The sequence below is a fragment of the Celeribacter litoreus genome, from assembly GCF_020165855.1.
In the GTDB taxonomy this organism is placed as follows: Bacteria; Pseudomonadota; Alphaproteobacteria; order Rhodobacterales; family Rhodobacteraceae; genus Celeribacter; species Celeribacter litoreus.
The window spans coordinates 674,330-689,159 of record NZ_JAIUFY010000005.1 but is presented as its reverse complement, the minus strand read 5'-3'; the positions used below and the strand labels follow the sequence as shown (position 1 = coordinate 689,159).

At 58.6% G+C, this 14,830-nt stretch carries 10 protein-coding genes; 3 read left to right on the top strand and 7 right to left on the bottom strand.

Features of this window, described 5'->3' with window-relative positions:
* Positions 1-1,428 (bottom strand): circularly permuted type 2 ATP-grasp protein, encoded by a 1,428-nt coding sequence (locus LA304_RS05350; protein WP_224502087.1) that lies wholly within the window; start codon positions 1,426-1,428, stop codon positions 1-3.
* Between the two features lie 314 nt (positions 1,429-1,742).
* On the opposite strand from LA304_RS05350, the gene LA304_RS05345 reads away from it, so the two are divergent.
* The gene (locus LA304_RS05345; protein ID WP_224502086.1) at positions 1,743-3,929 is read left to right on the top strand and encodes an NADP-dependent isocitrate dehydrogenase; all 2,187 of its coding nucleotides are present in this window, start codon (positions 1,743-1,745) and stop codon (positions 3,927-3,929) included.
* A 151-nt stretch (positions 3,930-4,080) separates the two neighbouring features.
* On the top strand, positions 4,081-6,156 hold the full coding sequence (locus LA304_RS05340; protein ID WP_224502085.1) for a methyl-accepting chemotaxis protein: 2,076 nt from the start codon (positions 4,081-4,083) through the stop codon (positions 6,154-6,156).
* 56 nt (positions 6,157-6,212) lie between these two features.
* Here LA304_RS05340 and LA304_RS05335 read toward each other — a convergent pair whose 3' ends face one another.
* The 5 genes from LA304_RS05335 to modA form a co-directional block, all read right to left on the bottom strand.
* Positions 6,213-9,476 (bottom strand): efflux RND transporter permease subunit, encoded by a 3,264-nt coding sequence (locus LA304_RS05335; RefSeq protein ID WP_224502084.1) that lies wholly within the window; start codon positions 9,474-9,476, stop codon positions 6,213-6,215.
* Positions 9,469-10,455 carry an efflux RND transporter periplasmic adaptor subunit gene (locus LA304_RS05330; protein WP_224502083.1) on the bottom strand — a complete coding sequence of 329 codons (987 nt, stop codon included), beginning with the start codon at positions 10,453-10,455 and terminating at the stop codon, positions 9,469-9,471. Before LA304_RS05330 ends, LA304_RS05335 begins: the two co-directional genes overlap by 8 nt.
* Before the next feature lie 128 nt (positions 10,456-10,583).
* The gene (modC, locus tag LA304_RS05325; RefSeq protein ID WP_224502082.1) at positions 10,584-11,708 is read right to left on the bottom strand and encodes a molybdenum ABC transporter ATP-binding protein; all 1,125 of its coding nucleotides are present in this window, start codon (positions 11,706-11,708) and stop codon (positions 10,584-10,586) included.
* A complete protein-coding gene (gene modB, locus LA304_RS05320) occupies positions 11,705-12,436 on the bottom strand; it encodes a molybdate ABC transporter permease subunit (RefSeq protein ID WP_224502081.1) in 732 nt (243 codons plus the stop codon). The genes modC and modB overlap by 4 nt, the downstream gene beginning before the upstream one ends.
* Positions 12,433-13,266 (bottom strand): molybdate ABC transporter substrate-binding protein, encoded by an 834-nt coding sequence (gene modA / locus LA304_RS05315; protein WP_224502080.1) that lies wholly within the window; start codon positions 13,264-13,266, stop codon positions 12,433-12,435. The genes modB and modA overlap by 4 nt, the downstream gene beginning before the upstream one ends.
* 410 nt (positions 13,267-13,676) lie before the next feature.
* On the opposite strand from modA, the gene LA304_RS05310 reads away from it, so the two are divergent.
* Positions 13,677-14,360: a sugar transferase gene (locus LA304_RS05310; RefSeq protein ID WP_224502079.1), complete on the top strand. Its 684-nt coding sequence runs from the start codon at positions 13,677-13,679 to the stop codon at positions 14,358-14,360.
* 104 nt (positions 14,361-14,464) lie between these two features.
* Here the strand turns inward: LA304_RS05310 and LA304_RS05305 are convergent, their stop codons facing one another.
* On the bottom strand, positions 14,465-14,827 hold the full coding sequence (locus LA304_RS05305; RefSeq protein WP_224502078.1) for a DUF5368 domain-containing protein: 363 nt from the start codon (positions 14,825-14,827) through the stop codon (positions 14,465-14,467).
* Positions 14,828-14,830: the final 3 nt, after the last annotated feature.

The window sequence follows — 14,830 nt, the reverse complement described above, 5'->3', positions numbered from 1 at the left end:
TTAGTCTTCCAGCACCCAAGTGTCCTTGGTGCCGCCGCCCTGACTGGAGTTCACCACGAGCGACCCCTTCTGCAGCGCCACGCGAGTCAGACCACCCGGCGTGATGTTGATGCCTTCAGGACTACACAGAACGAAAGGACGCAAATCGACGTGACGCGGTGCAAGGCCGGCCTTGGTAAAGATTGGCACGGTCGAGAGCGAAAGTGTCGGCTGGGCGATGTAGTTGCCCGGCTTCGCTTCGAGTTTCTTGCGGAACTCGGCGATCTCTTTCTTGCTCGCGGTCGGACCGATCAGCATGCCGTAACCGCCGGACCCGTGGACTTCTTTGACCACCAGTTCCGCGAGGTTGTCGAGCACATATGCGAGGCTGTCCGCTTCGGAACAGCGCCATGTCGGCACGTTTTCGAGGATGGCTTTTTCGCCGGTATAGAATTCGACGATATCGGGCATGTAGCTGTAGATCGCCTTGTCGTCGGCGATCCCCGTACCCGGCGCGTTCGCGATGGTGATGCCGCCGGAGCGGTAGACATCCATGATCCCCGGCACACCGAGAGCACTCTCCGGATTGAACGACAGAGGATCGAGGAAATCGTCATCGACGCGGCGGTAGAGCACGTCAATCGGCTTGTAACCTTCGGTCGTCCGCATGGCGACGCGACCGTCTACGACGCGGAGATCGTGGCCCTCGACAAGCTCGACGCCCATCTGGTCCGCGAGGAACGAGTGTTCGTAGTAGGCAGAGTTGTAGATACCCGGCGTGAGCACTGCGACGGTCGGCGTGCCTTCACACTTGTTCGGTGCACAGGCCGCGAGCGAGCGACGCAGGTTCGTCGGGTAGTTCTGGACCGGCTGCACGCGGTTCGTCGAGAACAACTCAGGGAACATCTTGAGCATCGTCTCGCGGTTCTCGAGCATGTAAGACACACCCGACGGCGTGCGCGCATTATCTTCGAGCACGTAAAACTGATCATCGCCCGTCCGGACGAGATCGATCCCGACGATGTGGGTGTAGACGCCACCCGGAGGGGTCATGCCCATCATCTGAGGGAGGAAGGCTTCGTTCCGCGAAATCATTTCGCGCGGGAGACGGCCGGCTTTGATGATTTCCTGGCGGTTGTAGATGTCGTGCAGGAACGCATTGATGGCACGCACACGTTGCTCGATCCCTTTGGAGAGCTTTTGCCACTCACGCCCTGCGATAACGCGCGGAATGATGTCGAACGGGATCAACCGTTCCTCTGCTTCTGAGCGTCCGTAAACGTTGAAGGTGATGCCGGTCAGCCGGAAAACCTCTTCCGCCTCACGCTGTTTTGCACGAAGCCGCTTCAGGTCTTCGCCTTGAAACCAGCTTTGGAATTCCTTGTAAGGATCGCGCAACTCGTCATTGCGGCCCCACATCTCGTCAAAGATCTTTTGTTCTTCATTCATGGAATAAAATTAATTCCTCCGCCCTACGCTTCACAATCGGATTCTCGGTTTCTGGAAACCGATTTCTCGACACGCCCGCATGCCGCTCATTTTTTCACCATGACACGAGAATGGAAACCCTGTTTATCCGTTCCAGTGTCACAGCCAAATGATCAGCTAACGCTACCATCCAGACTGCGCAGAAGATTTGTTCAAAAGCAATCGGTATACCACGGCACACATTGACTTGAGTGCCCTATTTCGGTTACCCGCATGGGCAAGCCCCGTAAGGCCACGTAAGGCATCGGGAAGAATCGTCAAACTGGAGGACCCTCATGGCCGACAAGACCCCCGACATCATTTACACCATCGTAGACGAAGCGCCCGAGCTTGCACGTGGTTCGCTCCTGCCGATCATTCAGTCTTTCTCCGATGCTGCGGGTGTCTCCGTTGCCACGCGCGACATCTCTCTTGCCGGTCGTATCCTCGCCCTCTTCCCTGATCTTCTCACCGAAGAGCAGCGCGTCTCCGACGACCTCGCGGAACTCGGCCAACTCGTAAAAACGCCGGATGCCAACGTCATCAAGCTCCCGAACATCTCCGCATCCGTTCCGCAGCTCGAAGCCGCCATCAAAGAGCTACAGTCCCAAGGCTACCCGATCCCGAACTACCCGGCCGATCCGCAGACTGACGAAGAAAAAGCTGTCCGCGCGAAATACGACACCGTTAAAGGCTCCGCTGTGAATCCGGTTCTGCGTGAAGGCAACTCCGACCGTCGTTCCGCCAAGGCTGTTAAAGAATACGCAAAAGCCAACCCGCACCGCATGGGTGAGTGGAAATCTACGTCCAAAACTACTGTGGCCGCGATGCCCGGAGATGACTTCTTCGCGAACGAAAAATCCGCAACCATCACGGCTGCACAGGCCGGTGGCGCGAAGATCGTCTTCACCGCGAAAGACGGCTCCGAGACCGTTCTCAAAGACGGCCTGAAGTACATCGAAGGCGAAGTCGTCGACGCGACCTTCATGTCCGCTGCTGCTCTGCGTGATTACATCAAAAAAGAAGTCGCGAGCATGGAACCCGGTGTTCTGTTCTCCGTGCACCTCAAAGCCACGATGATGAAGGTCTCCGACCCGATCCTCTTCGGCCACTTCGTGTCTGTCTACCTCGAAGACTTCCTCGCCAAGCACGGTGATAAGCTCGACTTCAACCCGAACTCCGGCATCGGCGCTCTGGAAAAACTCATCGCCGGCAACGCAGAGATGGAAGCTGACCTGAAAGCCGCGCTCGAAGCCAAGCCGCCGCTCTACATGGTCGACAGCGACAAAGGCATCACCAACCTGCACGTCCCGTCCGACGTGATCATCGACGCCTCCATGCCGGCTGTGATCAAAGCTGGCGGCATCGGCTGGGGTCCTGATGGCAAAGCGGCTGACACCAAGTGCTGTATCCCGGACAACTCCTACGCCTGCGTCTACGACGAGACCGTTGAGTACTTCAAAGAAACCGGCACGCTCGATGTCACCACCTGTGGCGCCGTGTCCAACGTTGGCCTGATGGCTCAAAAGGCCGAAGAGTACGGTTCCCACCCGACCACCTTCGAGATGTCTGCTGACGGCAAAGTCGAAATCGTTCTCGACAATGGCGACGTGCTGCATTCCCATGAGGTCGCAGCTGGCGATATCTGGCGCTCTTGCACCGCGAAAAAGGCTCCGATCCTCGACTGGATCAAAACCGGCATCGAACGCTTCGACGCAGAAGGCGCTGGCGCATTCTGGCTCGACGCCAACCGTGCACACGACGCGGAGCTGATCAAATACGTCGAACCGGCTCTGAAAGAAGCTGGCAAAGACATCCCGATCCTCGCACCGCGCGAAGCCACCCGCTTCACCTGGGAAGAAATGCGCAAAGGTAAGAACGTCGTCACCATCACCGGCAACGTGCTGCGTGACTACCTCACCGACCTCTTCCCGATCCTCGAACTTGGCACCTCCGCGAAAATGCTTTCCATCGTGAAGCTGATGAACGGTGGCGGCCTGTTTGAGACCGGTGCCGGTGGCTCTGCTCCGAAGCACGTCCAGCAGCTTCAGGAAGAAAACCACCTGCGTTGGGACTCCCTCGGTGAGTTCTGTGCGCTCGGCGAAAGCTACAACTTCCTCGCCACCAAATCTCGCCCGAAAGCCGCCGTTCTCGGCGCTGCGGTCGAAGATGCGACGCAAAAGCTTCTCCTCGAAGGCAAATCGCCGGAGCGCAAAGTCGGTCAGAACGACAACCGCTCCTCGCACTACTGGTTCGCACGCTACTGGGCAGAGGCTCTGGCCGCTCAGGGTGACGACGCAGACCTCGCCGCACACTTCGCACCGATCGCGGCCGCCCTCGCAGAGAAAGAAGCAACCATTCTCGCAGAACTCGCGGCAGGCGAAGGCAGCCCGGCAGATATGGGCGGCTACTACCATGCAGATCCGGCCAAAGTGGCAGGCATCATGCGCCCATCCGCAACGCTGAACGCCATCATCGGCTGATCAGCTTCTGACATCAGACCATGAGAAGAGCGCCCTCGGGCGCTCTTTTTTCATTTCGTCTCCGAACAAAGTGAAGATCGCCGACTTCGCTTAAGCAATCAGTAAGTAGAGCGCTCTAGTGTGACCCCATTGCAGTCAATGGAAAGCCACTATGTTCGCATTTCGGAAACCCCAGCCTGAGACGCCGCCCCACGTCCGTCACGTCAACGCCCTCGGGACGGCTTTGGACAGCACCCATATACTGATTTCGTGCTTCCCCGATGGCACCATCGAGGCAGTCAACGACGCATTCTGTGACATCTACGGCTATCAGGCAGAGGAAGTCGTCGGAAAGCGCTATAAGACGCTCGTCCGTAAAAAGGACTTCGTGGAGACTGACACACTCTGGAAAAAGATCCTTTCCGGAGAAGTGCAAAAACTCATCGTCCCGCGCCTTACCAGTGACGGAAAGGAAATCTGGCTCGACACCACCTACGCACCTGGACGCGATGACAAGGGGGAGATCAACGCCATCTTCGTGATCGCACGCGAGATTTCCCGCATGCACCTCAAGCGGCGGGAAAACCGGTCCAAAGAGGACGCGATCAAACGCACGATGGTCTACGTGGAATTCGACCTCTCCGGCCACATCCTCTATGCGAACGCACCGTTCCTGAAAGCGACCGGATATTCGCTGGACGAAATCCGCGGCAAACATCACCGGATGTTCGTGCCACCGAGCGAGGCGAACTCCCCCGCCTATGCAGAGTTTTGGTCAAAACTCGCGAAAGGCAGTTCCGAGACCGGACAGGTGAGACGCCTTGCCAAGAACGGCGATACCCTCTGGCTACAATCGACCTATGAGACTCTCATCGACCCAGAGGGCCAACCCTTCAAAGTGGTAAAATACGCCTTCGACATTACGGCGGCGAAGAACCTAGAGGCGGACGCGCGCGGGCAGCTTGACGCCATCCAGAAAATTCAGGCCGTCATCGAATTCAAACCGGACGGAACCGTGGTCCGCGCGAACGATATTTTCTGCGAGGCGCTTGGCTACACAGAGAAAGAGATCGTCGGCAAGCACCATAGCATGTTCGTCGATCCGGAGTTCACGCGGACCGAGGCCTATACAGAATTCTGGAAAGGCCTGCGCGCTGGCGAAACCATGAGCGGTGACTTCGAGCGCATCGGCAAAGCGGGCAAACGTGTCACCATCCGCGCGAGCTACAACCCGATCCGAAATGCCGCAGGCGATGTGGTCAAGATCGTCAAATTTGCTGTGGATACAACGATCTATCGTGTCACGGTGGATACGCTGAAAATGGGGCTGGAGGCCTTAACGCGCGGCGACCTCTCGCAAGACATCACCACACATCTCGACGAATTCGACACGCTGCGACTCGACTTCAACAGTGCGCAACAAAAGCTCAAGGAAACGCTTGGTGGGATCACCGATGGCGCTGGTATCCTGCGCGGCGAATCCGAGGCGATTGAGCAGGCCACAAACGATCTGGCGCGTCGGACGGAGCAACAGGCCGCGACGCTCGAAGAAAGTGCTGCGGCGCTTGATGAGTTGGTCGCCTCGGTGAAGGGCGTCGCGAATACCGCAGGCGAAGTTCAGCGCCGCTCGAACGAAGCGAAGGACCACACGGTGCAGGCCGGAGACGTCGTGGAGCGCGCAGTGAACGCCATGGACGAGATCGAAACATCCTCGAAACAGGTTGCCTCCATCACAAGCGTCATCGACGACATCGCGTTCCAGACCAACCTTCTCGCCCTCAATGCGGGTGTCGAAGCCGCGCGGGCGGGGGAAGCCGGGCGCGGGTTTGCCGTCGTCGCCTCCGAGGTGCGGGCCCTCGCGCAACGGTCCTCCGAGGCCGCCCGCGAGATCGCCACGCTAATCAGCACCTCCAACCAGCAAGTGTCCGGCGGCGTGGCTCTGGTGCGGGAGGCTGGCACAGCGCTTGCACGAATCCAGACGGTGATGGAGCGGATTCATGAGGGCGTCGCGCAGGTCGCAACCTCTACGACAGAGCAGGCAACGGGCCTCGGTGAGTTGAGCACGGCGGTCAACCAACTCGACCAAACGACCCAACAGAATGCGGCCATGTCCGAGGAAACCAACGCCGCAACGGTCAACCTGAGGAGCAACATCCTCGCCATGGAGCAGGAGTTGGCCTTCTTTGCGCTGACAGAGCCGACCGCGCGAACGGCCGCGACACCGCAACGCACGCTCCGCAGTGCGTAAGCTCAATAAAAAGGGGGCGTCACCGCCCCCTTCTCTGCTTTTATGTCCCCCAAAACTCACATCTTGAAGATGCGGTAGATGGCGGGGATCACCAGCACGGTCAGAGCCGTCGAAGACAGCAGACCGAACAGGAGCGAGATCGCCAGACCCTGGAAGATCGGGTCAGCCAGGATCACAGCCGCCCCAATCATCGCCGCGATCGCAGTGAGCAGGATCGGTTTGAAACGTGTTGCACCGGCCTCCAACAATATCTCGGTCGTCACCTTGCCCTCGTCATCCGCATTACGAATGAAGTCTACGAGCAGGATCGAGTTCCGCACGATGATACCTGCGAGCGCGATAAACCCGATCATCGACGTGGCCGAGAACGGCGCGCCAAACAGCCAGTGACCAATCATGATCCCGAGGAAGGTGAGCGGAACCGGCGTCAGGATCACGAGCGGCAGACGGAAGGACCCGAACTGCGCCACCACGAGGATGTAGATCCCGAGCAGGGCAACACCGAAGGCGGCCCCCATATCACGGAACGTCACCCACGTGACCTCCCACTCGCCATCCCACAAGAGAACAGGCGTGTCTGTCTCAAGCGGTTGACCATGGAGCGAAATCTCCGGCTTCATGCCTTCCGGCCAATCCATGGCGTCGAGTTCGTCGGCGACGGCCAGCATCCCATAGAGCGGCGCTTCGAACCGACCGGCGAGTTCCGCCTGCACCATCACGACGTCATAGCCGTTGTGACGGAAGATCGGGAAAGAGGTCTGCTCTTCAGTCAGCTCAACCACATCGCCGAGCTCAACCACACCCCGACCACCAGGCAAGGCGTTGGCCGGCACAGGCGTCGACATAGCCGTCGCGTCCAGAACGCGGTCGGATTTGTCGCGACCGATCACAATCGGGATCGGACGACGGCCTTCGCCGCGGTGCGAATACCCAACCGTGCTATAGCTGTTCAGCAGTTGCAGGGTTTGGGCGGCGTCAGATTCAGAGACCTGATAGAAGTTCAGATCTGACGGCTTCATCTCAGCGCGCACTCGACGTGCCTGCACCCCGAAGTTGTCGTCCGTATCGACGATGTAGTCGACGTTCTCGAAGGCTTCGCGGACTTTACCGGCCACGGCGCGACGGGTTTCTCCGTCAGGACCGTAAATCTCGGCGAGCAGTGTCGCAATCACCGGCGGACCGGGCGGCGGTTCGACCACTTTCATCGAGGTCCCTGGCGGCACATCAATGCCTTCGCTCAGCATCTCGCGCAGTTCGAGGGCGATGTCATGCGACGTGCGCTCACGGCTGTGTTTCGGCAGCAGCTTGAGTTGAACCTCGCCCATCTCCGGATTCTGGCGCAGGTAGTAGTGGCGCACCAGACCGTTGAAGTTGAAGGCTGCAGGGGTGCCCGCATGGGTCTGTGCGGATACGACCTCCGGCATGGTCATAGCAATGCGCGCAGCTGCTTGGGCTATCGCGTCTGTCGCCTCGACCGAAGAGCCCTCCGGCAGGTCAAGCATGACGGCCAGTTCAGATTTGTTGTCGAACGGCAGCAGCTTGACGGTCACGTCCTTCGTGTAAAGCGCACCGAGGGACCCAAAAGAGAGCACGATCACTGCGATCAGGAACATCCACGCAATGCGTTTCGATTTCAGGATCGGAGCCGCAACCTTGGCGTAGAATTTACCAAGCTTGCCACCGGGCATACCGTCATGATCATCGTCGTGATGAAGCTCCGCACGGCCCGCGATCTTGAGCATCAGCCACGGGGTTATCATCACAGCCACGAAGAAGGAGAAGATCATCGCAGCAGACGCGTTCGCCGGAATGGGCGACATGTAGGGCCCCATCAAGCCGGACACGAAGAGCATTGGCAGAAGGGCCACCACAACCGTGAGCGTTGCGACAATCGTCGGATTCCCGACCTCTGCCACAGCCGCCACAGCCGCACCAAACCGGTTCTGACCGGGCTTCTTCATACCCCAATGGCGCGCGATATTCTCGATCACCACGATGGCGTCATCGACGAGAATACCGATGGAGAAGATCAACGCGAAGAGCGACACACGGTTGAGCGTGTAGCCCATGATATAAGACGCGAAGAGGGTCAGCAGGATCGTTACCGGAATGACGATAGCCACAACGACCGCCTCACGCCAACCAATGGCCAGCAGAACGAGGATCACGATGGACACCGTTGCAAGGCCAAGGTGGAAGAGTAGCTCGTTCGCTTTCTCGTTCGCAGTCTCACCGTAGTCACGGGTGATTTCGATGTCGACGCTCTCGGGAATGATCGAGCCTTCCATGCCTTCGACACGGCTGAGAATTTCCTCGGCCACGATCACCGCGTTCGCGCCTGCGCGCTTGGCGATGGCGAGGGTCACGGCGGGGCGACGGATAACTTCGGCGTCGAGATCAACCTCACCATGTTCCCCCTCAGCGGCATCATGCGCACCTGCGCGGGTCAAGGTCGCAACGTGGTGCTCATCAAGGTCTTGCACAAAGTCGACATCAGCTACGTCGCGCACATAGACAGTACGACCATCGCGCGCGATGAGTTCGAGATTGCCGATTTCTTCCGGCGTCGTGAGGGTTTCACCCACGATCAGGCCGATCTGTTCACCCCCGTCACGCAGAAGGCCAGCGGGGCTCGCGGAGTTTGCACCCTGCACTTTCCCAGCGAGCTGCTGCAGCGTGATGCCATAGAGCGCGAGTTTTTCCGGATCGGGCGCCACGCGGAGCGCCTCTTCGGTGCCACCGATGACGTAGGTCAAACCGACGTTTTCGATCTGCGCGAGACGCACCTCCACTTCTTTGACGATCCGCGTCAGGTCGGCGGCGGTCATTTCGGGGTGATCCTCGGACGGGCTAAATGTCAGCGCGACAATCGCCACGTCGTTGATCCCGCGCCCGACCACGAGCGGTTCGGCAATGCCGACCGGCAGACGGTCGAGGTTGGCCATGATCCGGTCGCGAACGCGGACGATGGCGGTTTCTGACGGAACGCCGACTTCGAAACGCGCGGTGACCATGACGTGATCATCGCGGCTGTCGGAATAGACGTGCTCAACCTCGTCGATGCCCTTCACAATGGTTTCAAGGGGTTCTGTAACGAGCTTCAATCCGTCCTGAGCCTTCAGACCCGGTGTCTCCACGTGGATATCCACGAGAGGAACTGAGATTTGCGGCTCTTCCTCGCGCGGCAGAGCGCCGAGCGCGATGAGGCCCACGGCAAGCGAGGCCATCAGGAACAGCGGGGTGAGAGGGGAGAGGATGAATGCGCGGGTCAGACGTCCGGCAATGCCGAGCGCGCCCGTTGGTCCATGTGGATTATTCATGAGATGTCACCACCACATCGCCGGCGGACAGGCCGCTCAGGATTTCAACATAGGCTTCGCCGTCCATAATCACCGTATTGCCGGGCACGACCACATGTTCTGCTTCGTGTCCGTGGCTCACGATGGTGACGAAATCGAGCCCGCCGGATTTGCTCAACGCAGTTTCCGGCACGAGGAGCGCGTCACGTGTCCCGACCGGCAGGCGGACCTGCACACGGCGACCGACAAAGCTCGCGTCGATGCCTTCGACTTCGACGTCTGCTTCGACGCGGCCGCTCTGGATCAGCGGATAGATTTTCGCGAGGGTGCCTTCACGGGTCTCGCCATCCTCGGAAATCTCGATCTTGTCGCCTTCCGCGAGATCGCGGGCATAGCGTTCGGATACGCCGAGACGCAGATAGGCGCCACCGGAGGCGACCGTCGCGACATTTTCACCGGCCATGATGACCGCACCCTTAGCGACCGGCACATCAATCACAACACCGGCTTCGGGTGCGAGAACTTGCCCCTCTTCGATCTGGCGTGCGACGACCTGACGGTTGGATTGAAGCGCAGTGATCTGCCCTTCGAGAACAGTCACGTTGGTTTGGAGCGCCTGCAGGCTTGAGGTGGAGATCACGCCGCGGTCAGCGAGAGACTCGCCGCGCGTCAGATCATCCCGTGCTTTTTCAAGCTGCGAGTTGTAGGCGTCGAGTTGCGCGTCGATGCCCTCGATCTGGAAGAGAAGTTTGGTATCTTCAATCAGCGCGACACGTTGGCCCGCTTCAACAATGTCCCCTTCACTCACGTCGAGCGTCGTGATCGTCCCGCCGATCCGCGCGCGCGCGGGCACCTGATCACGGGTTTCGACCTCCGCGTAGACCGGCTTCCATTCGGTCACGGTCTGTGTGGTGATGGTCAATTCTTCGGAAACTGCGGGCAAAGCCGCCATCACAGTTCCGGGCAAAAGCAGGCATGAGAGCAGATGGGCGCGGCGCATAAGGACCTCGTATGTCTAGCGATTAGGCGGCTGCCTAATATTCATTTTTTTGCATATGTAGCAACTTTCGCTATAAACACAAGTATAAGCTCATTATAAATTCACAGGAATTCCCTATTCTGTCGCGGTTATGTGATTTTTGTTGTAACTGGGCCGCCCTTGACAGCGTTCGGGCCGGAAAATCCCATGTTGTCGTGCGCGATGGCGACGGTTTTGATCACCGCGTAACAAGTCGCGCCAAGCGTGAGTCCCAGGCCCGCCACAGACCTCCGCGTGATCTGCGCCAATAGCGCGCCTGCGCCCGTGTCGAGAGACACCATCACCGCCGCGTCGTTCACGTCGTGCATCGCCTTGATGCGCCCTTCCACCACGTTAAGTGCGGAGAACCCTTCCGGACGCTTTGTCGCAAGCATGACTTCGTGCGGTGGCACCCTCAGGCGAAGCTTGCGTCCCTCTGCACAGTTCGATCCGGGCACAAACAACCGCTCGCTCCCTGCGCGGAGCTCCACGAGACCGTCGGCGTGGCATTCGACAACTTCGGCTTCGATCAAGGCCCCACCTGCTGCGGCAGGAAGGACCGAAGGATCACTCAAAATGTCGACCGCAGCCCCCTCGCCTGACACGCGACCGTTCTCAAGCACGATGACACGATCTGCCAACCGCGCCATTTCGAGCGGGTTATGCGTCACGTAGAGAATTGGGATATCCGCCTCGTCCCGCAGTCGTTCGAAATAGGGAAGGATTTCTGCTTTCCGCGCTGCGTCGAGCGCAGAAAGGGGTTCGTCCGCCAAGATAATCTCTGGCTGCGCGATCAAGGTGCGGCCAATTGCAACCCGCTGTGCCTCTCCCCCCGAGAGGCCGGAGGGCCGTCGCGACAGCAAGTGTTCAATCCCGAGCATCTCAATGACGCGCTTCTCTTCGGCTAAGGACACAGTCGTCGGCGCATACCGCTTTCCGAAATCGAGGTTCTGTTGCACCGAGAGATGCGGGAACAGACGCGCGTCTTGAAAGATCGTGCCGATCCGTCGTTTGTGCGGGGCGATAAACCTGCGCGACGCGGTGTCATTGAGTATGCGATCACCGAGCACGACCTGCGCCTCGGTCGGCCGCATGAGACCAGCAATCGCGCGGATGGCTGTGGATTTCCCGGACCCCGACGGCCCGAACATCACGGAAATGCCACTCGGCACCTGAAAGGCGAGATCGACCTCGAAGTCGGCAAAGTGGTGGCGCAGTTGAACGGACAGACTCATCGGATGCCCTCCCGCCCGCTTCGTCGCGCACCGACACGACGCGCGAGAACCTCAGACACCGCGAGCGCAGACATCGCGAGAATGATCGACACGATCACAAGGCGGATCGCAGCCCCCTCCCCGTCCGGCACTTGCAGGAAAGCATAGATCGCAGACGGAAGCGTTTGCGTTTCACCGGGGATGTTCGACACGAAAGTGATGGTCGCACCGAATTCTCCCAACGCTTTGGCAAATGCGAGGACCGCACCAGCCAAGATGCCAGGCAAAGCTAAAGGCAACGTGACGCGCCAGAAAACGCCAATCGGTGACGCCCCTAACGCGGCGCCCGCTTCTTCGAAACGTTGATCCACGCCTTCGATCGAGAGACGGATCGCGCGCACCATCAACGGAAACCCCATGATTGCCGCTGCCAATGCCGCACCCGTCCAGCGGAATGCGAATGTGATGCCGATAGAATTCATTAAGGCCCCGACCGGCGCCTGCGGGCCCAAGAGGAGCAGTAGAAGATAGCCGGTTACAACAGGCGGCAGGATAAGAGGCAGGTGGACCAAACCGTTGAGCAATCCGCGTCCCGGAAACGTCCAACGCGCCAACGCATAAGCGGTCAGGATCGCAGCAGGCAAGCTACAGAGCGCTGCCCAGAACGCCACCTTGAGCGACAGGCTTACTGCCAAGGCCTCTTGCGGACCGAGGCCAATCACCTGCGAAATCCAGTCCGTGACGCTCATTCCTCCCCCAGAACGGTGAAACCGTTTGCTTCAAAGACGTTAAGCGCCTCCGGCTCTGATAGGAAGCTTAGAAAATCGTCGGCTGCGTCGCCCTTGCCCGCGCTCAGGACTGCCGCTGGATATTCAATTGGCGTGTGGGTCTCCTCGGGAAAGGTCGCAAGGACGGACACGCGCGGATCAGCGACGGCATCGCTCGCGTAAGTGACGCCGAGCGGGGCAGCCCCCAATGCCACCAGTGCCAGCGCCGCCCGTACATTGTCCGTCTGCACCACGCGCTGGGATGCTGTTTCCCATAGACCTAAAGACGTGAGCGCTTCTTTTCCATAAACCCCGGCGGGCACCGCATCGACAAGCGCCATTGCGATCCGTCCTCCCCCGAGAAGGCGTTCAAAGTCGGGGTCTTTCGCTGGCACTCCACCGTTGGCGCCCGCCATCTGCGCATTTCCGATGAGAACGAGTCGGTTGCCAAGAAGCGCGCGGCGCGTGCCCTCAACGATGAGCCCCTTGTCCTCCAGACGATCCATCCATGTCATATTGGCCGAGATAAACACATCTGCCGGAGCCCCCTGTTCGATCTGCCGAGCGAGCGCCGAAGATCCCGCATAACTCAGCACCACGTCGGTAGAGGTCCGGTCTTCATAGAGAACTTCAATCTCATCAAGTGCGGATTTCAAACTCGCCGCCGCGAAAATGACCGCTCCTTCGCCACCGGCATTCGCCGCCGAAGTGGTCGAGGGCGTGATCGTAAGGAACACGATAGACACAGACGCCACGCGTCTGGCTTGCGTGAACACGCCTCGCATAGCTGCAATCGCTTCAGTTAGGCCCATAGGATTGTCTCTTCGCGGATGAAGTAATCGAAAATTAAGAATGCTTTGCGCGAACATAACAAGAGCTGCGCTGCCTCCGAAAGGCACAAATCACGACACCGCAAACGCTCGAATCGTCATCGTCTCAAAACCCGACAAAAACCTTCCACCTCTGCATTGCAGCAATTCGCATGTCAGAAAAGTAGACAAAGCGGACGTTATCGCCCAGAAAATAAGCGCGTTAGCGCCACACACCCCCGACATCCATAAAATCTTCATGTGAATTCCTCGTGTAATCAGGTTACGTTGCGGCAAGTGCACAGTTGAGAACGAAGGCAATGTTTCGCTTTGCTCGCGTCTGGTTTTGAGTGGTAGGGGTTCAATCAGGAGCCTCGTGTTGAGAGTAAATCCGGGTTTGGAGACCTAATTATATGACGTACACATCGAGATCTTTCCCCACGGATTCTAAGCGGATTTCAGCGCCTGTTACGAAAAAGTCCGGACTGTATCGCGATTTTGGGAAGCGTATCTTAGACATCCTTCTCGTGATTGCTTCTCTCCCCATCACATTGCCCGTCATCGCCATCGTCGCTTTGTTGGTCAAAATGGATGGCGGTCCCGCTTTCTATTCACAGCGCCGTATCGGCAAAAACGGTGAGAGCTTTGAGTTCTACAAACTGCGGTCGATGCATGTGAACGCAGACGCGATCTTGATCAAAATGTGTCAGGAAGATCCTGAGATTGCCCATGAATGGACGACCTATCAAAAGCTCCGCAACGACCCGCGGATTACGAAAGTCGGCAACTTCATCCGCAAGACATCGATTGACGAACTTCCTCAACTTCTGAATGTCTTCCGTGGTCAGATGAGCATTGTCGGCCCCCGCCCGTTTCTCCCGAGCCAACAGTTGCTGTATGAAACCGCCAATGGGTCCGCATATTTCGAAATGCGCCCGGGCCTGACCGGTCCCTGGCAGGTCTCCGGACGTGGTGAGACAAGCTTTGTCGAGCGTGTGAACTTTGACAACGAGTATTACCACAAGATGGGCCTCTGGGCAGACTTCACACTCATTTTCCAAACCGTCTGGGTCGTCGTAAAACCGAACGGCCACTGAGCCCCCGCGACTGCTGAAAGCAGCGCCAAACCAGATACAAAAACGTCCCCAGTCCGCACACTGGGGGCGTTTCTCCATTCAGTCGCATGGGAACGCAACGACCGTCAGGAATGCGTGTCCTCGCGAGGCGGTTTGACGAGGGATTCGAGGGTGTAGACCAGAATCGCCATGCCGATTGCGCCCATAGTCGCAACACCAAGGAACACGATGAGGTCCACGGCTCCGCCGATGTCGGAAATGCCGGAATGCGTCATGGTCATCACGAACCACACGGCGAGAACCGCACCGACAGGCATGGAGACTTGCGCCCAAAGGAATTTGCGCCAACTCACAGAACGATCTCGGATCAGCACAAAGGCGTAGGCGAGCGTCACAAGCGCCGCCACCACGACCATCGCCCAGAAGAGACCTCGCCCGAAGATTTCCTCGAAAACAGCGATCAATGTTTCAAATGTCATGTCTTTCATCGG